Here is a 25,805-nt window from a genome sequence, read left to right on the forward strand (position 1 = left end):
AGAAGATGAGCGACAAAGAAGCATTATTTTCAAAGAAAAACCTGGGTCTGCTAAGCAACCCGCTTAACAGCAATAACCCGATTACCGTTCAGGTTTTGGGTATCTGTTCGGCGCTGGCGGTTACAGCCCAGTTGAAGCCTGCAATTGTTATGGCCATTGCCGTAACTGCCGTTGTGGCTTTCGCCAACGTAATTATTTCGCTTTTGCGTAACACCATCCCGAACCGGATTCGAATCATCGTTCAGCTGGTTGTTATTGCTGCTTTGGTAATTCTGGTTGACCAGGTATTGAAAGCTTTCGTTTACGACGTAAGTAAGCAATTATCCGTATTCGTAGGTTTGATTATTACCAACTGTATCCTGATGGGTCGTTTGGAAGCCTTCGCTTTAGGTAACAAACCATGGCCCTCATTGCTCGATGGTATCGGTAACGGTGCCGGTTATGGTGCAATCCTGGTTATTGTTGGTTTCTTCCGCGAACTGCTGGGTTCAGGTAGCTTGTTTGGTTACAAACTGATTCCTGAAAGCTGGTACATCGCCAACGGTGGTTTCTACTCAAACAACGGTATGATGATTTTGCCTCCAATGGCTTTGATTACCGTTGGTGCGATCATCTGGGTTCAGCGCAGTAAAAACCGTAAACTAATTGAAGACTAATTCAGAAATTCAATCAAAGATACGATATGGAAAATTTGATAAATATATTCGTCAAGTCGATCTTCATTGAAAACATGGTGTTCGCATACTTCCTGGGTATGTGTTCTTACCTTGCTGTTTCAAAATCGGTGAAGACCGCTGCCGGTTTGGGTGCCGCTGTAATTTTCGTTTTGGCGATCACACTGCCGGTAAACTACCTGCTCGAAACAAAAGTTTTGAGAGAAGGTGCCTTAACCTGGCTTGGACCTCAATTTGCAGATGTTGACCTGAGTTTCTTGTCTTTCATCATGTTCATCGCTGTTATCGCATCAATGGTACAGTTAGTTGAGATGGTTGTTGAGAAATTTGCTCCGGTATTATACACCCAATTAGGGATCTTCCTTCCGTTGATCGCTGTGAACTGTGCCATCCTCGGTGGTTCGTTGTTCATGCAACAAAAAGCGTTCAACAACATCGCCGAAGCTACTACTTACGGTGTTGGTTCAGGTATTGGTTGGTTCCTGGCAATTGTAGGTATTGCAGCTATCCGTGAAAAAACCCGCTATTCAAACGTACCGGCCCCATTGCGTGGTCTGGGTATTACGTTTATCATTACCGGATTGATGGGGATTGCTTTCATGGGATTCATGGGTATTAAACTTTAATCTGTAAAAATTGAGGACTATGATATTATTAGCAGCTCAATCAACAGTTATCCTAACCAGTGTAATCATCTTCTTGTTGATGATTGTTCTGTTGGTGGGAATCCTGTTGTTTGTCAAAAAGAAATTGACGCCATCGGGTTCTGTTAAGGTGAACCTTAACGATGGTTACATGGAAATTGAAACGGAGCCGGGAAGTACGTTGCTGTCAACTTTGAGCAACAACAAAGTAATCCTGCCTTCAGCTTGTGGTGGTGGTGGTACCTGTGGTATGTGCCGTTGCCAGGTTGAAGAAGGTGGTGGTTCTATTCTTCCTACCGAAACCGGTTTCTTTACCCGTAAAGAACAAGCCGACAACTGGCGTCTTGGTTGCCAAGTAAAGGTAAAAGAGGATATGAAAATCCATATTCACCAGGAAGTTTTGGGTGTAAAAAAATGGGAATGCGAAGTTGTTTCGAACAACAACGTGGCCACTTACATCAAAGAATTCGTGGTGAAATTGCCCGCAGGCGAAACATTGGATTTCAAATCAGGTGGTTATATCCAGATTGATGTTCCGAAGATTGACGTGGACTTTAAGGACATGGACGTCGACGCAGAATATCGTCCGGAATGGGAACAATTTGGTTTGTTTGACCTGAAAATGAAAAACCCGGAACCAACGTTCCGAGCGTACTCAATGGCCAACCACCCTGCAGAAGGAAACATCATCATGTTGAACATCCGTATTGCTACGCCTCCGTTCGACCGTGTAAATGGTGGTTTTACCAAAGTAAACCCAGGGGTTTGTTCTTCGTTCATCTTCTCGCGCAAGCCGGGTGACAAAGTAACCATCTCGGGTCCTTTCGGTGAATTCTTCCTGAAAAATAACGACAGCGAAATGATGTTCATCGGTGGTGGTGCCGGTATGGCGCCGATGCGTTCTCACTTGTTCCACTTGTTCCACACCGTGAAAGAAAGCAAGAAAAACGTGACTTTCTGGTATGGAGCCCGCTCTTGGAGAGAAGTATTCTACCACGACCAGTTCATGGAAATCGAGAAAAACTTCCCGAACTTCAAATTCCATTTGGCTCTTGATAAAGCCGATCCGGAAGCTGACAAACTGGGTATCGAATACAAAGTTGGATTCGTTCACAACGTGATTTACGACAACTACCTGCGCTCGCACGAAGAGCCGGAAGAAATCGACTTCTACATGTGTGGACCACCGATGATGAACGCGGCAGTACAAAAAATGTTATACGATTTGGGTGTACCAAACGAAAACGTACTGTTCGACGACTTCGGAAGCTAATCCCTTCAATATATCTGAAAAAGCTGTTCTGCAAAGAGCAGCTTTTTTTATGCCTTTTAGTTTGGCCTTTATTTGGATTGAATAACAATAAACAGCGTTTGGTAGGGTTTTTCCTGCCAGCTTAGGATATGCTGTAAACAAAGTCAAAATCAATCCATTTATGATACGGACACCCTACTCCAAAGTGCTGGCCCTGCTGTTCATATTGACAGTAATTAGTTTAAAGGGACTAGCATGCGAAATTGAATTTACCGTTGGCGGCGAGAAGAAGGTATACAGTGCAGGCGACGTCGTCATCGTTGAACTGACCGTTGTCAATACGCACCGCGATTGTCACGAAAATATTGATGATGCCAAAATTATGGCCGACGGTTGCAAAATAGCGGCAGCCACTCCCTGGAAAGAAATTAAACCCGGCACCTACACCCGCAAACTGAAAGTCGTTGTGCTCCCCGGCAACGACATCGAATTCCAGATTGCCTGCAAACGAACCTGCGACAAGGATGGCGGTTTCGGAAAGATAACATTGCAAAAGAAATCCTGATCCCTAAAGCTTTTCGTGATGAAGAAACCAGGGATCAAATCGTTACTCTCCTCAGTTGCACTTTTGCTACTCCAGGCTCAAGCGGCTTTGGCCAGTCTACCTGCAAACGGAATAAGCAGTTGTGCGGACTGTACTGCCTGTCCGGAAAGCTCAGGTGGAATAATCAGTTTGCCGTTTAGCGAATTTCCGTTTTTGCTATTGGTCGAAGTGGTTGTGATTTTTCTCCTCTTCCGCAGCAACAAGCTGAAAAAAACTTTTTGGGTACTGGGCCTGACTTTATTCATTGGTTTATCGGTAAGTGTTGCCGGACAAATACAGAATGGTGAAAAACAAACCGCGATCCCCAATGATACAACTGCTGAAACCACACTCTCGATTGTTGACACAACGACTTCAGAAACATTCAGCGACGATGAATTTGTTGCTGTTGATAGTGATGAATTCCAAAGCATCGACAATTCGGACGAGTTTGTGACAGCCGATGGCGATGGAGACTTCCAGGAATTCATTGAGGAACCGGCACCTGATCAACTGATTGACGACAACGAAATCACATCGCTGATCCGAACGATCATTGCCCTTTTTATGACCGTAATCGCCGGATTTGCCTACACCCGATTCAAAGGTCGAAAGCTTCGCTTTCTGATCCTTTTAGCTTCACTGATCTACCTCGGTTTTTACAGTTCTGCCTGTCCCTGCATGATTTCCAGCTTTCAGAACCTGATTTTGATTTCGCTCGGCGAGCCCACCCGATGGGTAACATTGATCTGGTTCCTCGGGTTATTGCCAATCACTTATATCTTCGGAAAAGTCTGGTGCGGATGGGTTTGCCACCTTGGCGCGCTGCAGGAATTCATTTATCGTCCCGGCCTGTTTAAAGGTCTTCAAAGCGTAAAAGCACAACGCGTGCTAAAGATTATTCAATACATTGCGTTAATTGCCTTGGTCCTTCAGCTTCTCATCACCCGCACCAACCTGTTCATCAAAATCGATCCGTTCAAGGTCGCTTTCAACTTGTTCTCCGTGAATATTACCGGCTACGTTCTGCTGGCAATTTTACTGATCAGTTCACTGCTCATTTACCGGCCTTTCTGCCGCGCGATCTGCCCAATCGGCTTAGTACTCGGCTGGATTGAAAAAATACCGGGAGCTTCGCGTTTGCAAATCACACCATCGTGCAAAAGCTGCAAACAGTGTGTGAAAGTTTGTGATTCGAATGCCATTTCATCCTGTGACGGACAATATATCATCGACCAGGAGAATTGTATCCGCTGTGGGAATTGCCTGGATACCTGCCGCTTCGATGCCGTTGAGAAGAATAGAAAATCAAGAAAAGAGAAATAGATTCATGAGCAAAATCAAAACCATCATCATAGCGCTGCTTTGCTTCTGGACATCACATAGCTTTGCGCAATGGGAATGCCGGAGCCACCTGGCCAGCAACCTGAAACCACTGTACGAGAATTCGAACCTGAGCTGGGCAGCCGAACTGGAGGCCAGTGGCGGCTACCTCACAAACAGCTATATCGGTAACGGCATGGCTTTCCTCGGAGCAGACCTTACCTTTAACCGCGTGCAGTTTTATGCAGAAGGAGCCTACAAATACTGGTACAACCAAGACCTCGACCTGGATGAAACCTTCACCAAAAGCCGCTTTGGCTTGCGCGAATTGTCAGCCAGCTACTTCTCTAACAATTTCAACCTTCGGCTTGGGCTGCACCAAATCCAGGCTGGCGATTTCTTCCTGCTAAATGAAAGAGCATTGGGCGCAAGTTTCAATTATTCGGCATCGAACACCAAATTGGTGCTGGCAACCGGAACCGTTACCAAAGACTTTTCGCGAAACGGAATATTTTGCTCAACGGCCTATATTTATGACATTGTACCGACCCGAACGCCAACGGCCGGAACTGATTTTGGCGAAACCAACTTCGCTACCCTCTCTTTTCAAAAAGACCTTTCGCACAAACCGACAAAAGCATCAAGCTCGTCGGAGGATGAGTTTGAAACCTTTGATGAGTTCACCGATTTTGATGAAAGCTCGAAATCAAATCCATTTGGATTCGCTTCCTATGGCGGAATCATCTACAGCGAATTCGGATCATTCTACGACAATCCGCTGATTGATTTCGGGTTGAATACAGCGATCAACCTCGGCCCAATCGGTACAGCTAAAGCTGAAGGAATTTACCAATTGGGAAACGACAACAAAGCCTGGATTCTTTTTGCACAGCTGGAAAAGGAATTTCAATCCAAATCGGGCAACCTGACAACCTTGCAAGCAACTTACCTCACCAAACATGATATTGGCGAATCGACAGCCAGCCTCCCCCGTTTTTCAAACCTGATCCTCGGCGAAGTATTTCGCATGGATCTGGTGGATTTGCCGTTGATTAATGCGTCGCTCAAACAACAGTTTACCAACAGCGAGCTGAGTTTTAAACTTCAATACACGCAACAGCTGAAAGCTGAACAGCTGAAAGAGCTTGACTTCTCGGTTGGCAAGTTCTACCTCAAAAAACATTTGAGGTTAACCGCAATAACCGGGGTCATGAATTCAGATGATTTAAACGAGTGGGCAAAACTTGCCCGCCTTGAAATGAGAGTATTTTTCTAAAAACACGACGATATGGAAAAGAGTAATCGCAGAAAATTTATCCGTCAATCCTTGTTACTCGTCGGAGCAGCAGGCCTGACATCCCATTTTTTAAGTTCTTGTGATGCCGATTTCTACAAAGGCTTGCGGGTAATTACCGACGATTGCACCTCGTGCGGCGATTGTCTTGAAGTGTGCGAATACGAAGCGATTTCGCTGGAAGAAGCCGTTTATACTATCGACAGCAACACCTGCACCGAATGTAAGCAATGTGTCAGCGTTTGCGATGTTGCTGCCATATCAATTCCGGGAGTGACCTACACCATTAGCTCCAGCAAATGCACTGCCTGCGAAAAGTGTGAAGATGCCTGTCCCGAAAACGCCATCACCATTGATGCCGCGGCATCGGTGAGCAGCTATTCCATCACTAAAAGCAAGTGCGTTGGCTGCGGCGATTGTGTTACGGCCTGCCAAAACGAAGGAAATGCAATTAGCTATGTTGTATCTGTTTATTCTGTGGGCAGCAATTGCCACGGCTGTGTGCAAAAATGCTCCTCGGCCTGCAACTACGGTGCCATCTCGAAGGTGAATAACAAATCATCTATCAGCACCTCCGCCTGTGTGAAATGTGGCAAGTGCCTCTCAGCCTGTCCCCACAACGCCATATCAAAAGCCTACGTGACAATCAGCTCTTCAGCTTGTACAAATTGCGGAGCCTGTTACACCGCCTGTACCCACAGTGCGGTGAGTAAAAGTACAACCGGCAGTACGACAAAAGTTACCACCATCGATCAAACCAAATGTACGCAATGCGGCGATTGCTATGCTGTTTGCGGCGAGGATGCCATCGTTGAAACGACAAGTGGTGTTGACACGCCGACTATTGACACCAGCCTTTGCACCGCCTGCGGAGCCTGCGTGTTGGCATGTTCCGAAGTGAATGCGATTGATGTTGAGAGCAGCCCGGCGGTAATTGATGAAGCCAGCTGCATGATTTGTGGAAAATGTATTACCGTTTGCCCGTATGATGCGATCGAATACGTTTAGCACTGCCTTCCGAAAACTAGCCCTTTCACTCCTGCTGATCGGACTGGCTGGATTAACGGATTCGGCCCTTGCGCAAAGTTCGAAGACCAAAAATCCGATCCGGTTTTCGTTTGAAATTGTCGGCAACCGGAAAGACGCTTTTTCTGCAGGTGAGACAATTGATGTCAGACTTACTGCAATTCAATTGGACCGATCTTGTACACAGGGAATCGAGAAGACACGAATCTTTCTAAAAGGTTTGAAATCGATTCACCAAAATTCGTGGATCGAAAATAAAGATGGAAGTTGGGAAAAAGTCATCACAGTACTGGTCAACGAAAAGGGCAAAGAGCTACAAATTACCGCCTACCACGAAAGTGACGCGGGCAAAACTGTTGAAATCTTCAACCTTAAAAGAAAAGAATCATGAGCTTCATTCAATCAATAGAAATCCCGAAACGACAGAATAACGGAATCAATATTCCCAAAATAGCAATCTGGTTCATCCTCGCAGTTTTGCTGGTCGACACTATCTATTCGAGCTGGTACGGCATTCATTACAATACCCGCGAAAAATGCGCAATCTACAAATTTCTGCCATCGTGGCTGTTTCTGATCAACGAATACCTGCTGGAATTGTTCCTGGTGGTAGTTGCCGGAACCTTTGCCGGCACCCTAACAGAGAAATACTTTACCAAATACCGCAAGTTCATTCCCAAAACTCAGTTGAGCGCTTTTGTTTACGCGTCGGTCATCCCTGTCTGCTCGTGCAGCGCCATTCCCCTGATTGAATCGATGAAAAGCAGGCTCCCCCTGCGCACCATCATCACTTTTGTGATTGCGGCTCCCCTGCTAAACCCCTACATCATCTTTCTTTCTTATTCCGTACTGGGTATTGAATACGGCAGCCTTCGGATTCTGGGATCATTCATTGTTGCCATCGCTGTCGGCTTGGTTGTGGATCTGGCCTACCACCGGATCGGCAAGCCTGAAATTGGCATTTACAAAAGTTGCGACACGGCCTCCTGCGGCGCGGTAATCGGGAAAGACGTTTACCGGAAAACATGGGTACTCGTAGGTAAAATAGCGCCCTATATTCTGATCGCCGGTATTTTGGGCTTGCTGTTTGAGCTAACCGGCCCTTTAAAACTGATCGACCAGTTGCCATTGAGCGGAGGGATCACCAGCCTTATTTTGCTCACCGGAATCGGAACGGCTATCTACCTTTGCAATGGTGCCGACATTCTGTTCCTGGCGCCAATCCTCCAGTACACCGATCTTGGCATGGGCGATGCTTTGGCATTTTCCCTGAGTTCAACGGCTGTTTGTGCCAGCTCCATTATCATGCTTTCGCGCTTTTTAGGTAAAAAACTCACCTTCGTTCTCACCGCTGCAACCATCGTCATGATCCTCATTTTTTCCTTTGCTGTCAATTTTATTCTCCAATAATTTGAATGACCAACGAGCAATTCTAGATTTAATCAGAACCAATACTTTCACACTTACAAAAATTAACAAGTTAAATGAAAGGCGATTAGATTTGATTTATTAAGTTTGCGACAGTTGGAATTGTATGAAGAGAGTAAGCTTATTTTTCGCGCTATCACTAGTAATTATTGTCATTCCGTCGATTCTTCACCGGGGAAAGAAGAATTCGGAGGGGACTGCGTTTGCTATCGAATCAGTTGATTCGTTGTACGTGCAGTACACGGCCCTTAATTTGAACGGCAAACTTCCGTACGAAGTTTTTGTCCGGGCAATGGAGGGTTTCCGGAACTTTCATTTCAACAATAACCATATTCTGACGATTGTTGACTTTACAAAATCGTCGGTAAGCAAGCGCTTTTTTGTGATTGACCTGAAAGCAAACAAATTGCTGTTCGAATGTTTGGTTGCCCACGGAAAAAATTCCGGGATCGACTTCGCTCAACATTTTTCGAACACGGAACAATCCCTGATGAGTAGTCCCGGTTTTTACACCACCGCCGAAACTTACCAGGGCAAACATGGCTATTCGCTCCGTCTGGATGGATTGGAAAAAGGAATTAACGATCGTGCACGAGCGCGGGCAATTGTGATTCACGCAGCGGATTACGTGAGCGAACAATTCATCCAACGCATGGGACGTTTGGGACGAAGCTGGGGATGCCCCGCTTTACCTCCGAGTTTGAACAAGGAAATTATCGATTCCATCAAAAACGGAAGCTGCCTGTACATTCACACCAACGACAAGTCGTACCTGGCAGACTCGCCGGTGAATTGATCTTCCGCATCCTATTTCCGTTTCACGGCTTTCTGCGCTGCATTTAGTTCTGCCAACACCTTGGCATCGCGGCTGTATATATCGTTAAAAAAGCCGACGCCATTGCCTTCATAATAACCAGCCGTCAGGTACAGCAGCAAAACATCAATTTCTTTCTCTGGAAATACACGTTGGGTTTTTCGGGTCTCGATCACCGAATCAATTTTCTGCCGGTTCCATTCACTGCCCTCCAGTAATATTGCCGCCAAATCGAGCGGGTTTTGCGTGCGAATACAGCCGTGGCTAAACGCACGATCCTGCTTCTCGAATAAACTTTTCGAGGGTGTATCGTGAAGGAAAATAGCATATTTGTTCGGGAAAATAAACTTGACTTCGCCCAATGAATTGCCCTTGCCCGGCTTTTGACGGACCGTGTAGGGGAAGTTGCCAACGCGGACTTGACTTCGGTCAATTGAATTAATAGGTACAAGGTTGCCACTCTGATCTATCAATTCGAAATTGTTGCGTTCCAGGTAAGTTGGATCCGACTTGATATGTGGAATGACGCTGCTTTTGAGGATTGAATACGGAACGGTCCAGGTTGGATTAAACTCTATATAATTTAATCGGGATTTAAAAACCGGTGTCTTGGTGTAGGTTCTCCCCACCTGCACATTGGTCGTAAACCGTATCGCACGATCCTCGATATAATAAGCTTTGAATGCCGGAATGTTGACGATGATGTAGCGATCAGTCAGGTCTGACACCACCCAACGCAGGCGTTCCAGGTTGACCCGCAACTTCGAGATCCGATCCTCAACCGATTCGTTTAAAGCCTGAAAAGTTGTCTTCCCGATAACACCATCCGCAGTCAGCGCATTTTTCTGCTGAAAAGCCTTCACGTCATTCATCAACACGTCATCATAAACTGTACTTTCCATTTTACCGGTATCGGTCAACTCGCCTGTTTTTTGAAGACGCTCCCGAATCAACGGAACGCGTTTATCATCCTCTCCCGGCTTTAACACCTGGGCATCAGCTATCTTTTTCCATCCGCCATTCAATGCCAGGGGTTGGTACTCTTCCAGCAAATCCATCAACTGACGGTACAATTTCATATCCGGTCGCAGGTTGTGCAAAGCATCTGCCACGGTTCCGTTTGCGATTGCTTGCTCCAACTTGTTAGGTGCATCTTCTTTAAAACCTCGGAAACTATAATTCCAGTGCGGATCCAGCGACTCCGGATCAACCTTTCCTGCCATTAAATGATATGCGTACAACAGAACGGCGTCCGTCATCAAAATATCGAAGCCGGCCACCCAGGCATAATCAATTTCCTGTCCGGCGGGCCTGTCGCGAATCATCTCTACAAGCTTGCGAATTGCATCAGCATGGTAGTCGTTGGGCAGCAGTCCATCCTGCCAGGCGTCGTGAAGCGCATCAACGGCATCCATCAGCGTTTGGTAGTTACCCCAAGCCGGACGATAATCCCTGTTTTTATAGAATTCGGGAAGAACGGAATCCGAATAAACCGTCTCTCCTTCTATCTTCAGCGAATGCCCGTCCGCCATTTTCGTGATCACGTCACGAATCCAAAAACTAATCTTATCGGGATTTGAATACACTAAATCATGAGCCTTTCGGTTGTCTTCAGCCTTCGACTGAGCCACTACAATTTGAACTCCCAATAAAAAAATGGCGAGAATGAACAAGGCGCGAGAATGAATTTTCATACGCTTGACGGTTTTAAAATAGGAAAGTAGAACTATCGAATCACATTTTATTCAATTTATGGAATGCGCTATACAAATACAACAAGCACCGGACATTTTATCATTAATAAATCTCCCAAGAGTACTTTCGTCCAGAGCTTTTCACACGAACGCCTTTCCCAACCAACCTTTAGTATTTCTAAAATTTGAATCGCCTTTTGAAACAAATTCACTCAATTTCTTGTAATTTTTGAAATACAAAAGACCCCAAAAGTGTTTCCTCGAACTACTAAAATACACGGTATGGAAAAAAGTAAATTTGAGGCTACTTTCTCGCGAAACAAGTTTATTGAGCGTCTTTCCCGAACAAACACCTATGCAGCCGTAAGTACTTATATTGTTATTTCGGCCCTGAGTTTTGCTTTCGGATTCGGCAGACTGGAGATGACACTACTCGCAAAACTCGGATTGCTCCTGTTTGGCCTGCTACTTTTCTCACTCGCGGAATACCTGATCCACCGATACGTTTATCATTTCGCAAAGATAGGGCCCTTCCGAAATCCGGCGTACGAATTGCACGACTTTCACCATCACCACCCGAAGGACAAAAAGAGGCTGGCCATGCCGATACCGGTTGCTATTTTAGTCGCACTGTTTCTGCTGAGTATTTTCTGGCTTTTAGCAGGCAAGCTCGGCCTACTCTTGTTTTCGGGATTCATGTTGGGCTACGCCGGCTATTTGTTCTTGCATTATCTTATCCATATCATTGGGCCAGTCAATCCAATTATGAAATACCTTTGGGTTCATCATTCAGTCCATCATTTTAAAGACGACCATCGTGCGTACGGCGTGTCGTCGCCCTTGTGGGACTGGGTTTTCCAGTCGATGCCGACCAAAGAACAAACCAATTTTAAATAGTACTGCAAATACAAAACCGCTTTAATAAAATAACACGATGACAAAACTCTTTTTGATCAAAGCTGATTTCACAGATCCGAATGCCGACACTGAAGGCAAGCGTTACTTTTGCCCCTCTTGCGCTACCGTTAAGGGAGCGTTGAGTTACTACCCCGAGCTGGAAGAAAAGCTGGACGTCGAGTATGTCGATTTCAAACGGCCCCGCCCAGCAATTATCGACTTGATTGGTGAAGAAAACCAAAGTTGCCCGGTTCTGATTCTCGACGAGGGTGCCAAACCAGTTTCCGGAAACATCGAAGTGAAATCCGCTAATGGTAAACTGTTTATCAATGAAACCGACGACATTTTAAAATATCTCTCGGAAACATTCGGCATCGGATATCCGCACTAATAAGTTAAAGGACAGCCACCAAATAAAAGAGCCGCATCCTTCGGGATACGGCTCTTTTCTGTATAATTTTCAACGCTCTATGCAATGTTGGTGAAGACGTGCTGCACATCGTCATCTTCTTCGATCTTGTCCAGCAGTTTTTCAATGTCTTCCAATTGTTCGTCGGTAAATTCAACCGGAGTGGTAGGAATACGCTTCAAAATTGCTTTTGTAACATCAATTCCTTTATCTTCCAGCGCTTTCGACAATGTTCCGAAACTGGTGTAATCGCCGGTTGCGTAAACAACGCCTTCTTCCTCTTCAATTTCTTCCAAGCCGGCATCAATCAATTCAAACTCGAGCTCTTCAATATCAATCGCGTCGGTTTTTTCGAATTCGAAAACAGCTTTACGCGAAAACATAAACTCAAGTGAGCCAGTTGGCACCAAGCCACCACCCGACTTGTTGAAATATGATTTCACGTTGGCAACTGTACGCGTTGTGTTGTCGGTAGCACATTCCACAAAAACCAAAACGCCATGAGGACCTTTTCCCTCGTAGTTAACTTCAGTATAATCCGAGGCATCTTTACCCGCCGCACGCTTGATGGCCGAGTCGATGTTGTCTTTCGGCATGTTCTGAGCTTTGGCGTTCTGAATTGCAGTACGCAACTTCGCATTCATGTCCGGATCTTGTCCGCCTTCTTTGGCAGCCATGGTAATGGCTCTCGATAATTTTGGAAAAATTCGGGACATATGGCCCCAACGTTTTTCTTTTGCAGCCCGGCGGTATTCAAATGCTCTTCCCACGGTGATATATTATTTAAAGTGAATGACTTTTTTAACGGTGCAAAAATAAAAAATACTTCCTAGTCACAGACAATTTTTCCATTAAAATCGAGTCTGAGTACCCGCTTCTTTGGAATCGTAAAATAGAAATCGGATCCTGCACCATATTCGCTTGAGAACCAAATGATCCCTCCCATCTTTTCAACCAGCTTTTTCGATAGCGGTAAACCAAGCCCGATCCCCCGTTCCAAAACATTTGATCGGTTTTGTCCCTTCACGAAGGGTTCGAAAATAGTTGCCTGATCTTCCTGCTTTATTCCGGCTCCGGTATCCTTCACCCAAAATACCAATTGATGCTCTTCTTCCCGCACTCCATATAAAACTTCTCCGTCTTCGGTGTAGCGTAAGGCATTGGATATCAACAAACGCAAAATTTGTTTGATCCTGTTTTGATCGATACTCTGAATATTGGATTTGAGGTATAACTCATACTTCAATTCGACGGCTCCGGACTTCTCGTCCAATATAATGTGACTAACGTAATCTTCAATCTCCTTAAACGTATTTTCAAGATCGACGTCTGTGCGCCGGATTATCAGTTCATCAACATTCAATTTCGAATAATCGACAATGTCTTCCAGCAAATGCAGCAAGGTGCGGCCATTCAGGTCAATCAGCTTATGAATTTCATCCAAATCCTCTCGCGAATACTCTTCTTCAGCGATCATTGTCGTAAAACCGGCAATCACATTTAAAGGTGTACGCACTTCGTGTGATAGATTCGCCAAAAAGGCTGCTTTCAGTTCGTCGGCTTGTTTCGCACGCTGGTATTGCGTGATGTAATTTTTCTTGATGTAATGGACCAACGCAAAAATAACAAGCAGGGTTAAACCGGTCCCCATGTAAGCATTAACGACTCTTGTTTCTTCACTGCTGCTGTGATTCAGGAACTGCGGAAAACTGAATTCCAGGTAGAATAAAATTCCCAGGTTTACAGCCATCAGTAACAATAGAAACTTCATATATTTTTCATGCCAAATCAGCATAAAAAAGATATAAACACCGATAATCAGCGCAAGAGAAGGGCCTTCGGAACCGAAACTCCAGTACCAGCCGAGGTTGTAAAACAAAACCGACAGTATTGAAATAAACTGAATGATGCGCTGATGAAAATGCCCGGCCCTGGCAATACCAAAACAGGTATAAGCAACCACAGCAAACACACCGGTGAGTACTCCCATTTGCTTTAAACCGATACAAAAATTACAAATGGACGAAATACTTAAAATTACAGCAACCACCAGACAGCCCAAAATAGCCAACCGGTGCTCGAAAGGACTGTCTCTGTAATTTCCGAATACGATTTTACGCGAAAAGCGACAGCCGCAAAAAGGATTAAATGCCACGTTACCTCTCCTTCCCGAATAGGATATAGAAATGAAGTTAGTGAGTCATCGTCGATGATAACCACCAATGCCCCAACAATTCCCGATTTCCCGTTCCCTTTAAATTAGTTTTAGACTCCCTGATCTCAACACTAGTTCACAGTTGCTAACTCCATTGTAGCCATTTGTAAATGAGCTTACTTCGGAATAGAAAAATAGAACTCCGATCCCTTCATATACTGAGAATGAAACCACATGTCTCCCTCCATGCGCTCCACCAGCTTCTTTGCCAAAGACAAGCCAACGCCGACTCCACGTTCGATGGTGTTGTCCCGGCTTTGGAATTTTACAAAAGGATCAAAAATTTTATCTTCATGCTCGGGTTTAATCCCAAGCCCACTGTCTTTCACGTAAAATACATATTGGTGCTTCTCTTCGTAGCAACCAAACAAAATCGTTCCTGAATCGGAAAACCGACATGCATTGCTGATCAGGCATCGAAGTACCTGGGAAATCCGAGATGCGTCGACATTGATGATAAAGTCACTCAACTCGAGCTTATATTGAATGGCAATATCTTCTTTTTGCTCAATGGCCACAATGTAGCTGAATTCTTTCTCCAGCTCCCTGAAAATACGTCTCAAATCATATTCTCTTGTATTAATCTCCAGTTGACCGATTTCCAGTTTCGACAAATCAATCATGTCTTCAATCAGGTACAACAGCTGTCGCCCGTTCATGTCAATTACCTTGTGAATTTTGCCGAGATCCTCGTCGCTGTAGTTCATCTCCGGAATCATGGAGGTAAAGCCTGAAATCACATTCAGCGGAGTACGCACTTCATGCGAGAGGTTTGCTAAAAAAGCGGTTTTCAACTGGTCCGATTTCTTTGCCCGATCGTATTGATGCTCGTAATTTTTCTTAATTGAAATAGTCATGATAAACGTGAGCACCAACGCAAAAACGTTACCTGAATACACATCAATAGTCCGTGTTTTCACATCCACGTAATGGCCGGTCAATGTCGGGAAATAGTATTCGAGGACAAACAATACCAGCAAATTTGTGGCACACAAAGCGATCAGCAGGAAGCAGTTCTCTCTCTTCCAAATTAGAATGAAGAAGATATAAATACCGATAATGATACTTAAGGTCGGACCGCTACTTCCAAAATTAAAATACCACGACATGTTGTAAAAGACAATCGCTATTACAAAAATGGCGTGAATTAACCATCTTGGAAAAATTCCAAACCGGGCTGTCAGGAAACAAAACGAGGACAACAAACACAATCCCAACGTCACAAGCCCCATATCATAGAGGCCAGTCATAAAATTGAAAAGTGTTGCAAATACAGTTACTAATGCTACAGTGAAACAACCGATTATCGTCAACCGCTGTTCGAAAGTCCCGTCCTTAAATGTTCCTAAAACAACCTTCCCTACCATATCGTTAAATCGACGAGGAAAATTGTAACTCATAAGCGCGTAAATACAAAAGGGGTTTTAACCATTTTGAGAGGCATGAAAATAGAAAAATTACAATATAATGACAAACTGCAGGGAAAATAAAATTCAATTATAAATCTCATGCTACGCCACATTTCTTTTTCATTATATCTTTGCCTCTCAAAATCCATCCGGTTATGAAATCGAATATCAAAATCCTGTTTTTTCTGTTCTGCGTAACGCTGGCATCGTGTAGTAAGAAAGTAGATTATATACACAACGAAGGTCAGATTTTCGGAACAACTTATCACATAACCTATCTCAACCCGAAAGGCGAAGACCTGCACGACGGAATTAAACAAACCATGGATGAGCTGAATCAATCTTTATCAACCTACGATCCCAATTCTGTTATTTCCAAGGTAAACTCGAACCAGCCGGTTGAGCTCGACTCCTTTTTCACAACGGTATTTAAAAAGGCTGAAAAAGTCTCGGCGATTACCGACGGCGCTTTCGACATTACCGTGGCTCCCATGGTGAACGTTTGGGGCTTTGGATTCAAGAATAAAGAAAATGTGACAACCGAACTGGTTGATTCGCTGAAACAGCTGGTTGGTTACGAAAAAGTAAAGTTGGTGGATGGGCAGATCGTTAAACAGCATCCCGGCACCATGCTCGACTGCAGCGCCATTGCCAAAGGCTACGGAGTTGATGTGGTTGCCGCATACATTCGCAACCAGGGATGTAAAAACTATATGGTCGAAATTGGTGGTGAGGTAGACGCCTTCGGAGTCAATCCAAAAGGAAAACCTTGGAGCATCGGCATCAGCAAACCCGACGAAGACAGTTTCTTCAAAGAACAGCAACTGCAAGCCATCGTAAATTTAAAAGATAAGGCTTTGGCCACTTCCGGAAACTACCGCAACTTTTATGTTGAAGGTGGTAAAAAATATGCCCACACCATCGATCCGCACACCGGCTACCCGGTGCAGCACAGTCTACTTAGCACAACAGTACTGGCCGACAGTTGTATGACTGCTGACGCTTTTGCAACAGCCTTCATGGTTTTAGGATTGGAAAAATCGATTGAAATTGCGAATGCCGTTCCGGATATCGAAGTGTATTTTATTTACGGCGACGAGGAAGGAAACTACAAAAGTTATTTTTCGGATGGTTTCAAATCGTTGATTCAGGAAGACTACACCCAGAAATGACATAAAAAAACCGGGTATTAACAGCTACCCGGTTCATCTTTTATCAGCGATAATTGTTTAAAACTTAATTCTTTTCGCGCCGCTGCCTGCTCCATCTTGTCGTAGGTCTGTGCGCAGGTAACTCCCCGTGCTTTCATGTTTTCGTTTGCACCGATATGCAAATTGGGAAATTCACCTTTTTTCTCCAGCAGGATTTTGATAGCCAACCCACTAAATGCAATTGCCATCAAAACAACTGCCACTCCTAATACTAATAAGAAATTCATGTTGTTACCCTTTCTTTTACGGGCACAAATTTAATCAAAAACAGTTTGATTTTACCGGCGACCGTTGATAAAGAAACAAATGACAAAAGGACTTGTTTGCACTTGCGCAAAAGAAGCCCGTACCGAACATTCGTTTTTCCGAACATTCTTCCTAATTTTAAGGAATCCGTTTATACCCAAATTTCAACACTATGGATAAACATGTTCGAATTATCGCCATCCTCTACCTGGTACTGAGCTGCCTCGGCCTGCTGACAGCCGTCTTCCTCCACTATATTCTAAACCTGGCAGGTGCTTTTTCTGACGATCAGGATGCCAGCCTGGTACTTTCGATTGTGGCTAATGTAATCACAGTAATCCTTGTTGTGTCAGCCATTCCCGGAATTCTTGGCGCACTCGGACTAATGAAATTCAAAGAATGGGCGCGAATCCTGATGATTATTATTTCGATTATCAGCCTGCTAAACTTCCCGCTTGGGACAATCCTGGGTGTGTACACCATCTGGGCGTTAACTCATCGCGAAACCCTCCCCCTGTTTTCGCCTGAAACTCCGGAAAAAACCAATTCTTGAGCAGCCGTAAACGATATCATCTCGTTGTCATTGGGCGCGTACAAGGTGTCGGGTTCCGCTACTATGTGCGTCAAAAAGCCAACGAGCTCAACCTGGGTGGATGGGTGCGAAACAAAATGGATGGCAGTGTTGAAATTGAAGTTGAAGGACACGAGGACACCGTCCAAATTTTCATCGATCATGTAAAACTCGGCAATGGCTACAGCCGTGTCGATCGTATTTTTAATTCCGAGCTTCCCGGCCTGGAAGCCTACCAGTCCTTTTTTGTGAAGTACTGAACTTCGATTTTTCCAGCATCCCGCTTTTGTTTGTGGCTTTGCAACAACATTGCCAACAAATGTCCGTTATTCACCACGAGTAACACTTCCAACTGAGACCACATGAACTACCACATGAGCCCCGAACAATTTCGGGAAGAAGGAAAAAAACTGATCGACTGGATTGCCGATTATTACGAACAAGTTGAAAAGTACCCGGTGTTATCGCAAGTTCAACCGGGAAATATTACCAAACAGTTGCCGAATAATGCACCTGAAAAAGGTGAAGAATTTTCGACCGTAATGAAAGACGTCGAGCAAATTATCATGCCGGGTATCACGCACTGGCAGTCGCCCAACTTTTTTGCTTATTTCCAATCCAACAATTCGTTTCCTTCTATTTTGGGAGATCTGCTTTCGTCGGGGCTAGGCGTGCAGGGTATGCTGTGGGCAACAAGCCCGGCCTGCACCGAGCTGGAAACCCGGGTAATGGATTGGTTGGTCGATTTGAAGGGACTTCCGAAACATTTTAAAAGCACCGAAAACGGGGGCGGCGTCATTCAGGACACGGCTTCGAGCGCGGTACTGGCTGCTCTGCTGGCTGCACGCGAACGGAAAACGAACTTTGCCTGCAACCAAACAGGCGACAACTCAGGCCTTGTCGCGTACATTTCAACACAAACGCACTCGTCGGTAGAAAAGGGGGTGAAAGTGATGGGCTTGGGAACCGATCGTCTGCGCCGTATCGAAGTAGACAGACATTTCGCCATGCGTCCAGACTTGTTGGAAAAGCAAATCCAACAGGACCTTGAAGCCGGCTTGAAACCATTTTTCGTCTGCGCCACGATCGGAACGACTTCATCAAATGCGGTGGATCCGATTGAAGCAATTGGACGCGTTTGTCGGCAGCACAGCATTTGGCTACATGTTGACGCCGCCATGTCGGGAACAGCAGCACTTCTACCCGACTACCGGCAATATTTTGAAGGTCTGGAACTGGCCGACAGCTACGCCTTCAACCCGCACAAATGGATGTTTACCAATTTCGACTGCGACTGTTTTTGGGTAGCCGACAAGGCAGTGCTGATCAAAACACTCAGCATTCTTCCGGAATACCTGAAAAATGAAGCAACCGAAAAAGGGGCCGTTATTGACTACCGCGACTGGCACGTGCAGCTCGGACGTCGTTTTCGCTCGCTGAAACTTTGGTTCGTGTTGCGACACTACGGCGCCGAAGGATTGCGTTATCACATCAATCAACATATTGAGCTCACGCAATTGTTTACCGAATGGGTGAAAGACTCTGATGATTTCGAATTACTGTCTGAACCGCCTTTTAACCTGGTTCTGTTTCGACATACCAAAGGCAACGAGTTCAATAAATACTTGATGGACTGCCTCAACAAAGACGGAAAAATTTACCTGACGCACACTGTTCTGAACGGCACTTTCTGGTTGCGCATGAGCATTGGGCAGACGCAAACGGAAGAGCGCCACGTGCAGGAAGCATGGCGACTAATCAAGGAAAAAGCGGAAACGCTATAACACGAAATAGCACAAAAAAAGCCTCATTGCCGGATAGCAAGAGGCTTCGTATTTTCATGGCTTTGTTGACGCTTACAGTGCTTTGGCCACAACATCGGCTAAAGGCGTGGTTGGCCGGCCAATCAATTTCGACAATTGTTTTTCACCGTCGAACAAATCGTTTTTCGATGCACCTGTGTCCCAACTGGCAATCGCTGCAGCCAGGAAGTCAGGTAGCCCAAAACTTTTCAGGATCTCCGCGTAAGTTTCTTCAGGTAAATTATTGTAAGGAATATCTTTTCCCGCTTGGCTGGAAATTTCGGCAGCCAAATCCTTTAGCGTATAGCTTTCGTCGCCTGCCAGTTCGTACACTTTTCCTTCGTGCCCTTCGCCCGAAACAACCACAGCAGCCGCTTCTGCAAAATCGGCACGGGCAGCCGATGAAATTTTACCGTCACCCGCGCTGCCAATGAATGCACCTCCGGCCAATGCGCCAGCAATAGAACCGGTATAGTTCTCGGTATACCATCCATTACGCAAAATGGTGAAGGCAATACCCGACGCTTTCAACGCTTCCTCTGTTGCAACGTGTTCACCCGCCAGGCTCAGCGACGATTTGTCGGCATGCAATAAACTGGTATAAACAATCCATTTCACACCTGCCTCTTTCGCTGCAGCAATCACATTCTTGTGTTGCTCCTCGCGTTTACCTACTTCATTACCAGAAATCAACAGCAGCTTATCAATTCCGCTAAGCGATTTCACCAAGCTCTCCGGTTTCATGTAATCAAACTCGCGCGCTTCAACTCCAAGACCGGCTGCTTTTTCCGGCGTCCGCACCAAGGCTACAATCTCTTCACTGCTCACTCTTTTTTTCAACTGTTCAACGACTAGCTGGCCCAATTGACCTGTCGCTCCTGTAATTCCAATTTTCATGGTTAATTCTGTTTTCGTGTTTATAATTTGATTTCTACTTGCTATCTATTCGTTCTTTAATTACTTTTGGTAAGTCAAAGGTATTTGGTTAGTAACTAAAAAACAAGAACGTACGGGAAGGTTATCCGGTTACCAAAAAGTTAGAAATACTTATTTGCAACGATTTACAAGGAAGATAAAAATGAAAAATTATAATAACGTTGAAAATTGCCCGGTCCGCAATGTGATTGACCGGATTGGTGACAAGTGGTCGATGCTTGTTTTACTGGTGTTGGAAGAAGGTGAAGTGATGCGTTTTTCGGAGATTCACAAAACCATTGAAACCATTTCGCAGAAAATGTTGACTGTTACTTTGAAAGCACTCGAAGCCGACGGTTTGGTTAGCCGCACTGTTTACCCGCAGATTCCGCCTAAGGTTGAATACCAGCTGACTGAACGCGGCAAAAGCCTGTTGCCTCATCTGCACAGCCTGGTCGGCTGGGCGGTTGATAACATGGTTAACATCAAGCAATCAAGGAAGGAATATGCTGCAGAGTTGAGCTAAACTATTCATCTTGTAATGAAAACACGTTACGAACCGCCGCTTATGCGTTTTCTCATCCGGCTCAGCGAGACAGGCGTAATACCCAAATAAGAAGCAATGTGGTATAGTGGCACCCGTTGAAACAGGTCCGGACGGCTGTCCAGCAGTTTAAGATACCGCATCTCGGGACTCATCTTTTTAAAATCGTCCAAGGTGTCTTGCTTTTGCGACAACAGTTCGCCACTCAGGTTAACAACCATCGCCCCCAGCTTTGGTACTTTATTCATCAATTCCCTGTTTCTCTCTTCGTTCCCAAGGGCGATAACACAATCTTCCAGGCAGGACAAATAGTAGGATGAAGGTTCCTTCATTAAATAGCTGACCGGATTAATCGTTTGATTTTCTGTAAAAAACTCCGTGGTTTTATCTTCCCCGTCAACGAGGTAATAACTACGCACACAGCCTTGCAACACAAAATAACAATCTTTTGCCCGTTCGCCCTCCGACAAGAGCACCGTGCCTCGCGGATAAAAATTAATCAGGTTCTGCGACTTGATAATGTCAATTTCCTCTGGAGTTAGCGATACATATTGAGAAATGAATTCGATAATTTTTTCATCCATAGGGGTTTCGTGCTGATACTGACATTTCCAAACAATCGGTCTCCCTAAATGTTTCGGCGCCTTCCTATTAGAGACATAAAAAAATATCGGTGTTTTTTGCTTCTTATCTTAAGTTAAGGAAATCAGACAAAGCACCCTCTAATTTTGTCTTCATAAGAATTAACAAAATCAATCTGATATGAAAACAAAAACTGTCAATCGAAAATGCTTTATCTTTTTATTTCTTCTTTTAACGTTAGTCGCTGTTAGCTTTTCACTCAGCGCACAGAACATTTCAGAAACCGCTAAAGGCGATACAATCCGGAAGGAGAAAACCTTCAAACAATCGATCAACCTTTGTCCGATTGCTCCCGCCTTTGGGATCTTTTCAATCAACTACGAGCGCCTGTTAACAAACCATCACGGGTTGATGATTCGGGCCGACTATGAATCTGTTCCGAACAACTATTCTGAAGCGAATATCAATGTTAGCGGTAAGGCAGCCATCCTCAATTATCGCTACCACGTGAAAGGAGGCCTTCAATCTTGTTTTATCGGTGCTTTTTCGCGCTACCGCATTTATAATGGGGACGGTAATTTAAACGAAACTGATTTCGATTTCAAGCTCTCGGAAGTTACCATCGGACTAAATGCCGGCAAACGCTGGATCCTGAAAAACGGGCTAAATCTCAACATGGCTCTTGGCTACGGGGTTTTCATGGATCACCTAAACACCAAAAACACGTCACCCGACGTATTGGAATCAATCAGTCAATTTCAAAAAGAGTATGATCTGTACAATGGATTCTTCGGCGAGCTTTCCATCGGCTATGCATTTTAAGTTTGAATCTATTTGGGCTGATGCAACTTTGAACGACATCAAATCGAAAGGAATTATTTAGGCTGGAATTACAGCCCTTCCTTTTCGATCAAGCCATCCAGGTATTCGATCTGCGCCTGCATCTGGTCAACCATCCTGCCGTCTTCCTTATTTTTCTCCTTCACTTTTTTCAGCTCCAGAATCTGCTCATCGGTGTAGGTTGAAATCTCGGGAATCCAAGCTGCCGCCTGATTCCGAAGCTCCAGCGCGAATTGCATTCCCTTCTCAAAATTCGCTGGGTTGTCAACCCGCTCGAGGTAGTGCATATAGTTTTTATAACTTCTGAGTTTCTCACCAAAGCTTTGCGCACTAAGCATGGCATAAATAGTATCGAAATCAGCATCTGTTTTGGTCAGAAATTCCGCTCGCTGAACAGCGATTTTCAGTGCCCCAAGCGCATCATCCTGCAATTTCGGCAACAAGGCCAGTCCTTCCTTTTCATCCAAATCGAGCAAGGCCTGGTAGGCTGCACCTGCTACAGTGTAGGATGAATCTTCCACACATTGAACAAACAGCGCCTTGTACTGATCGTCTTTCCGGGTTGCCAGCAAACTGAGTGCAGCTGCCTTTGCATACTTCGACGGATCGCTTTCTGCGATCTTTCGGATTTGGGCGAAAAGTTCTGCCGGTGGGTCAAGCTCCAACAAACCTGTCAGCACCGTCGTTCTGATCCGGTAACTTTGATCCTCCAGTGTCGCACGAATCAAATCAACATTCTTTTTATCCATCGGTTGTGTCAGCGCGAACTCAGCCGCCTCCCGGCGATCCACGTAGTTTTTCGCATGTTCGTATTGAAACACAAACTCATCAAAGGATTTATGATCCTCTTTATTGGCGAGCAAGACCTTCCTGGCATCGAAATTTATGAGATCAGGCTTTGCTGAAACATCGAACACCAGGGTATCCGATTGGCCGTCGATCCATCTGAAATACGAATTAATTTGATCTCCCTCATAAACATCAATCCACACCGGGAACTTAAACAGCTGTGTCGTCTGTTTCTGGCTGACATAAACGATCGCCTGTTTTGCCGATTCGTTGTAGCCATAGCTGATGTCCAGGTGCGGGTGACCAGCACCGAAGTACCACTGGGAGAAGAACCAGCTTAGATCTTTCCCGCTGACATCCTCAAAAGCCTGTTGCAGTTTACGGGCATTTCCCGTTCCGAAACTATTTCGTTCCAGGTAAGTTTGCAGCGATTTGTAGAAAGCATCTTCACCCAGAAAATCGCGCAGCATATTCAGGATCGCTCCTCCTTTGTTGTAACTTACCAAGTCGAATACATCCTCGCGCTGTGCATAGTAATGGCGCACCAAAGGTTTGACAGTATCATTCGCATTTTCCAGGTAGCGGCTTCGGCTGGCATAGGCATAGCCCATTCCTTCGTCAGCCCCATAGCGGTGTTCCTGCCACATGATTTCGCTGAAATCGGCAAAACTCTCATTCACCGTAATATTACTCCAGCTTTCAGTGGTCACCAGGTCACCAAACCACTGGTGAAACAGCTCATGGGCAACAACCGGCTCCCATGTATTTCCGTCGGCCAACTGGCGGGCATTCAGGCGACCACCATCGCCATGCAAAGTGGCAGTGGTATTTTCCATCGCCCCGCTCACATACTCACGGGCCGTCATCTGCGAATATTTGTCCCAAGGGTAGTCTACGCCAAGCTTCTCAGAGAAAAACTTAATCATCGCGGGGGTTTCGCCAAAGGTGCGAAGCGCGAATTCTTTGTAGGGCTTCTCCACATAATAAGAGATTTCCCGCCCCTCGTAGGGCTTGTCTTTCACAATAGCATAATCGCCAATGCCAATAAAAAAAAGATAAGGAGCGTGTGGCTGAGTCATTTCCCAGGTGTCGGTCCAGCTGCCATCACGGTTATTCTTCGACTTTGTCAACAGACCGTTGCTGAGGCTCACATAATTCTCCGGAACTCTCACCATAAACTTGGTTGTTGCTTTCTGATTGGGTTTATCGATGATCGGAATCCAACCGCTGTTACTCTCTGTTTCTCCCTGCGTCCAGATCTGTGTCGGCATATCCTTATCTTCCCCGGTTGGGTTGATAAAATACAATCCTTTCGCCTCAACGATAGCGGCACTTCCGGCCTCCTTAATTTTATTCGGATTAGCCGTGTACTCGATGTACAACGTATATTTTTCTTTCGCTGAATAAGTCCGCCCTAGCTCGACGGTTAACTGCAGACTGTCGTACCGATATTCCAAAGGCGTGTTTTGCTTTTCACCAACCAGCTCCACCTTGTAAAAGTCCATGCACTTGGCGTCCAGCACTACGCTGTCAACCGGATAAAAATGAGGCTTCAATGTCAGCCATTCCTTTCCGTTCAGTTGGGATTTGGAGTAGTCGAAGCGAGCATCCAGCTCCACATGAACCATGTCGTTCACTTTCTCCGCGGTGGTGCGGTAAATTGTTTTCCAGGAATCATCGGGAGCGGTTTCCTGCGAGAAAACAGGAAAATTCAGCAACAGCAACGCAAAAAGCAAAAGGTAATTTTTCTTCATATCGGTTAATTATGGAAAGACAGTTCTTCTGATTCTTTTTATTACTCCACGCGCGAGCAAGCCTACCCTATTTCAGCAACTCATACAAAAACAGAAGGGTGTGATTCCAGGCACGTTTGGCCATCACTTCGTTGTACTCACCCGATGCCGGGTTGGTAAACGTGTGTCCGCAATTGGCATAGGTAATGATCTGCCAATCGGCACCGCCTTCGTTCATCTCTTTCACCAGGTTGGCGTAATCTTCTGGTGTCACCGAACGATCTGCGGCCGGGTTTTCCACCAATATTTTTGTTTTAATCGGTGCGTTTTCACGCTCCGGTGCTTTATACAAACCGCCATGGATAGACACAACGCCTTGCACATCAAATCCACCACGAGCCGTTTCCAGTGCCCCGGTTCCTCCAAAGCAATAGCCAATCACGGCAATTTTCTCCGGGTTGGCACCAGCCTTTTTCAACTCATCCAGTGCCAGGCCAATTCGCTTTTGGTAAGCTTTATAATCTGTTTTGTATTGGGTGGCTATCTTCGCCGCCGCGCCGTTATCGGCCGGGATGTTTCCTTTTCCGTAGATGTCGGCAACGAAAACAATGTAGCCCTGCTCCTCCAGGTTCAAGGCGGCTGTCCGTGCTTCATCATCAATCCCCTTCCAGGCCGGAAGAATTAAAACGCCGGGAAGTTCTTCCCCGACATTGGAAGTCACAAGTCCATTCAACTCCTGATCGCCATCGGCGTATTGAACGGTCTGAAGCGATTGTGCTCCTGTTATTCCGATAAATCCCATAAATGCTAAAATGGTGCAAAGAATTCTCATGGTCTGAACGATTTGGTTAAACGGAATCCGGCGACTGGTGGTTCGTTTTGCCGGCTTATCCTACTTTAACATCCGACA

At 45.4% G+C, this 25,805-nt stretch carries 27 protein-coding genes; 18 read left to right on the top strand and 9 right to left on the bottom strand.

The features are described 5' to 3' along the window. The first annotated feature begins 5 nt into the window (after nt 1-5). The 10 genes from BC643_RS21130 to BC643_RS21175 all read left to right on the top strand — a co-directional run bounded on the left by BC643_RS21130 (nt 6) and on the right by BC643_RS21175 (nt 9,020). Nucleotides 6-656 (top strand): NADH:ubiquinone reductase (Na(+)-transporting) subunit D, encoded by a 651-nt coding sequence (locus BC643_RS21130; RefSeq protein WP_120275286.1) that lies wholly within the window; start codon nt 6-8, stop codon nt 654-656. Between the two features lie 26 nt (nt 657-682). Continuing rightward, on the top strand, nt 683-1,300 hold the full coding sequence (gene nqrE, locus BC643_RS21135) for an NADH:ubiquinone reductase (Na(+)-transporting) subunit E (protein WP_120275287.1): 618 nt from the start codon (nt 683-685) through the stop codon (nt 1,298-1,300). Nucleotides 1,301-1,319: 19 nt separating this feature from the next. After that, entirely contained in the window at nt 1,320-2,591 is a 1,272-nt protein-coding gene (nqrF, locus tag BC643_RS21140; protein ID WP_120275288.1) for an NADH:ubiquinone reductase (Na(+)-transporting) subunit F, read from the top strand. A 160-nt stretch (nt 2,592-2,751) separates the two neighbouring features. After that, the gene (locus BC643_RS21145; RefSeq protein ID WP_147377297.1) at nt 2,752-3,135 is read left to right on the top strand and encodes a hypothetical protein; all 384 of its coding nucleotides are present in this window, start codon (nt 2,752-2,754) and stop codon (nt 3,133-3,135) included. Between the two features lie 18 nt (nt 3,136-3,153). Continuing rightward, entirely contained in the window at nt 3,154-4,479 is a 1,326-nt protein-coding gene (locus BC643_RS21150) for a 4Fe-4S binding protein (protein ID WP_120275290.1), read from the top strand. Between the two features lie 4 nt (nt 4,480-4,483). Continuing rightward, nucleotides 4,484-5,752 carry a hypothetical protein gene (locus BC643_RS21155; protein WP_120275291.1) on the top strand — a complete coding sequence of 423 codons (1,269 nt, stop codon included), beginning with the start codon at nt 4,484-4,486 and terminating at the stop codon, nt 5,750-5,752. Nucleotides 5,753-5,764: 12 nt separating this feature from the next. Next, complete coding sequence (locus BC643_RS21160) at nt 5,765-6,778, top strand: 4Fe-4S binding protein (RefSeq protein ID WP_120275292.1); 1,014 nt, start codon at nt 5,765-5,767, stop codon at nt 6,776-6,778. After that, nucleotides 6,756-7,187 (top strand): hypothetical protein, encoded by a 432-nt coding sequence (locus tag BC643_RS21165; protein WP_120275293.1) that lies wholly within the window; start codon nt 6,756-6,758, stop codon nt 7,185-7,187. Before BC643_RS21160 ends, BC643_RS21165 begins: the two co-directional genes overlap by 23 nt. Further along, the gene (locus BC643_RS21170; RefSeq protein WP_120275294.1) at nt 7,184-8,206 is read left to right on the top strand and encodes a permease; all 1,023 of its coding nucleotides are present in this window, start codon (nt 7,184-7,186) and stop codon (nt 8,204-8,206) included. Before BC643_RS21165 ends, BC643_RS21170 begins: the two co-directional genes overlap by 4 nt. 124 nt (nt 8,207-8,330) lie before the next feature. After that, a complete protein-coding gene (locus tag BC643_RS21175) occupies nt 8,331-9,020 on the top strand; it encodes a murein L,D-transpeptidase catalytic domain family protein (protein ID WP_120275295.1) in 690 nt (229 codons plus the stop codon). 11 nt (nt 9,021-9,031) lie between these two features. Here BC643_RS21175 and BC643_RS21180 read toward each other — a convergent pair whose 3' ends face one another. Further along, entirely contained in the window at nt 9,032-10,732 is a 1,701-nt protein-coding gene (locus tag BC643_RS21180; protein ID WP_120275296.1) for a L,D-transpeptidase family protein, read from the bottom strand. A 282-nt stretch (nt 10,733-11,014) separates the two neighbouring features. Between BC643_RS21180 and BC643_RS21185 the strand changes: the two genes are divergently transcribed. After that, nucleotides 11,015-11,629 (top strand): sterol desaturase family protein, encoded by a 615-nt coding sequence (locus BC643_RS21185; RefSeq protein ID WP_120275297.1) that lies wholly within the window; start codon nt 11,015-11,017, stop codon nt 11,627-11,629. 37 nt (nt 11,630-11,666) lie between these two features. Then, nucleotides 11,667-12,020: a DUF3088 domain-containing protein gene (locus BC643_RS21190; RefSeq protein WP_120275298.1), complete on the top strand. Its 354-nt coding sequence runs from the start codon at nt 11,667-11,669 to the stop codon at nt 12,018-12,020. 77 nt (nt 12,021-12,097) lie between these two features. Here BC643_RS21190 and BC643_RS21195 read toward each other — a convergent pair whose 3' ends face one another. The 3 genes from BC643_RS21195 to BC643_RS21205 all read right to left on the bottom strand — a co-directional run bounded on the left by BC643_RS21195 (nt 12,098) and on the right by BC643_RS21205 (nt 15,653). Further along, the gene (locus tag BC643_RS21195; protein ID WP_120275299.1) at nt 12,098-12,808 is read right to left on the bottom strand and encodes a YebC/PmpR family DNA-binding transcriptional regulator; all 711 of its coding nucleotides are present in this window, start codon (nt 12,806-12,808) and stop codon (nt 12,098-12,100) included. Between the two features lie 59 nt (nt 12,809-12,867). After that, nucleotides 12,868-14,028, bottom strand: coding sequence for a sensor histidine kinase (locus BC643_RS21200; RefSeq protein ID WP_147377298.1), 1,161 nt, complete (start codon nt 14,026-14,028; stop codon nt 12,868-12,870). A gap of 341 nt (nt 14,029-14,369) precedes the next feature. Continuing rightward, a complete protein-coding gene (locus BC643_RS21205; protein ID WP_120275301.1) occupies nt 14,370-15,653 on the bottom strand; it encodes a sensor histidine kinase in 1,284 nt (427 codons plus the stop codon). A gap of 164 nt (nt 15,654-15,817) precedes the next feature. Between BC643_RS21205 and BC643_RS21210 the strand changes: the two genes are divergently transcribed. Beyond that, nucleotides 15,818-16,834, top strand: coding sequence for an FAD:protein FMN transferase (locus BC643_RS21210; RefSeq protein WP_211338168.1), 1,017 nt, complete (start codon nt 15,818-15,820; stop codon nt 16,832-16,834). A 17-nt stretch (nt 16,835-16,851) separates the two neighbouring features. On the opposite strand, the gene BC643_RS21215 is transcribed toward BC643_RS21210, so the two are convergent. Then, entirely contained in the window at nt 16,852-17,100 is a 249-nt protein-coding gene (locus tag BC643_RS21215; protein ID WP_120275302.1) for a hypothetical protein, read from the bottom strand. Nucleotides 17,101-17,291: 191 nt separating this feature from the next. Here BC643_RS21215 and BC643_RS21220 point away from each other — a divergent pair, with 191 nt between their 5' ends. The 3 genes from BC643_RS21220 to BC643_RS21230 all read left to right on the top strand — a co-directional run bounded on the left by BC643_RS21220 (nt 17,292) and on the right by BC643_RS21230 (nt 19,474). Then, nucleotides 17,292-17,672, top strand: coding sequence for a hypothetical protein (locus tag BC643_RS21220; RefSeq protein WP_120275303.1), 381 nt, complete (start codon nt 17,292-17,294; stop codon nt 17,670-17,672). Beyond that, nucleotides 17,669-17,950: an acylphosphatase gene (locus BC643_RS21225; protein WP_120275304.1), complete on the top strand. Its 282-nt coding sequence runs from the start codon at nt 17,669-17,671 to the stop codon at nt 17,948-17,950. Before BC643_RS21220 ends, BC643_RS21225 begins: the two co-directional genes overlap by 4 nt. Nucleotides 17,951-18,052: 102 nt before the next feature. After that, nucleotides 18,053-19,474 carry a pyridoxal-dependent decarboxylase gene (locus BC643_RS21230; RefSeq protein WP_211338169.1) on the top strand — a complete coding sequence of 474 codons (1,422 nt, stop codon included), beginning with the start codon at nt 18,053-18,055 and terminating at the stop codon, nt 19,472-19,474. Between the two features lie 72 nt (nt 19,475-19,546). Here BC643_RS21230 and BC643_RS21235 read toward each other — a convergent pair whose 3' ends face one another. Next, the gene (locus BC643_RS21235; RefSeq protein ID WP_120275305.1) at nt 19,547-20,389 is read right to left on the bottom strand and encodes an SDR family oxidoreductase; all 843 of its coding nucleotides are present in this window, start codon (nt 20,387-20,389) and stop codon (nt 19,547-19,549) included. Between the two features lie 181 nt (nt 20,390-20,570). Between BC643_RS21235 and BC643_RS21240 the strand changes: the two genes are divergently transcribed. Continuing rightward, entirely contained in the window at nt 20,571-20,933 is a 363-nt protein-coding gene (locus BC643_RS21240; RefSeq protein ID WP_120275306.1) for a winged helix-turn-helix transcriptional regulator, read from the top strand. A gap of 26 nt (nt 20,934-20,959) precedes the next feature. On the opposite strand, the gene BC643_RS21245 is transcribed toward BC643_RS21240, so the two are convergent. Continuing rightward, nucleotides 20,960-21,535, bottom strand: a complete 576-nt coding sequence (locus tag BC643_RS21245; RefSeq protein ID WP_120275307.1) for a Crp/Fnr family transcriptional regulator — start codon at nt 21,533-21,535, stop codon at nt 20,960-20,962. A 178-nt stretch (nt 21,536-21,713) separates the two neighbouring features. Between BC643_RS21245 and BC643_RS21250 the strand changes: the two genes are divergently transcribed. Further along, nucleotides 21,714-22,355 (top strand): DUF3575 domain-containing protein, encoded by a 642-nt coding sequence (locus tag BC643_RS21250; protein ID WP_120275308.1) that lies wholly within the window; start codon nt 21,714-21,716, stop codon nt 22,353-22,355. A gap of 68 nt (nt 22,356-22,423) precedes the next feature. On the opposite strand, the gene BC643_RS21255 is transcribed toward BC643_RS21250, so the two are convergent. Both BC643_RS21255 and BC643_RS21260 read right to left on the bottom strand, forming a co-directional pair. After that, nucleotides 22,424-24,916 carry a M1 family metallopeptidase gene (locus BC643_RS21255; protein ID WP_120275309.1) on the bottom strand — a complete coding sequence of 831 codons (2,493 nt, stop codon included), beginning with the start codon at nt 24,914-24,916 and terminating at the stop codon, nt 22,424-22,426. A 67-nt stretch (nt 24,917-24,983) separates the two neighbouring features. After that, a complete protein-coding gene (locus BC643_RS21260) occupies nt 24,984-25,727 on the bottom strand; it encodes a dienelactone hydrolase family protein (RefSeq protein ID WP_120275310.1) in 744 nt (247 codons plus the stop codon). Between the last annotated feature and the right edge of the window lie 78 nt (nt 25,728-25,805).

Source organism: Mangrovibacterium diazotrophicum (assembly GCF_003610535.1).
Lineage (GTDB): Bacteria > Bacteroidota > Bacteroidia > Bacteroidales > Prolixibacteraceae > Mangrovibacterium > Mangrovibacterium diazotrophicum.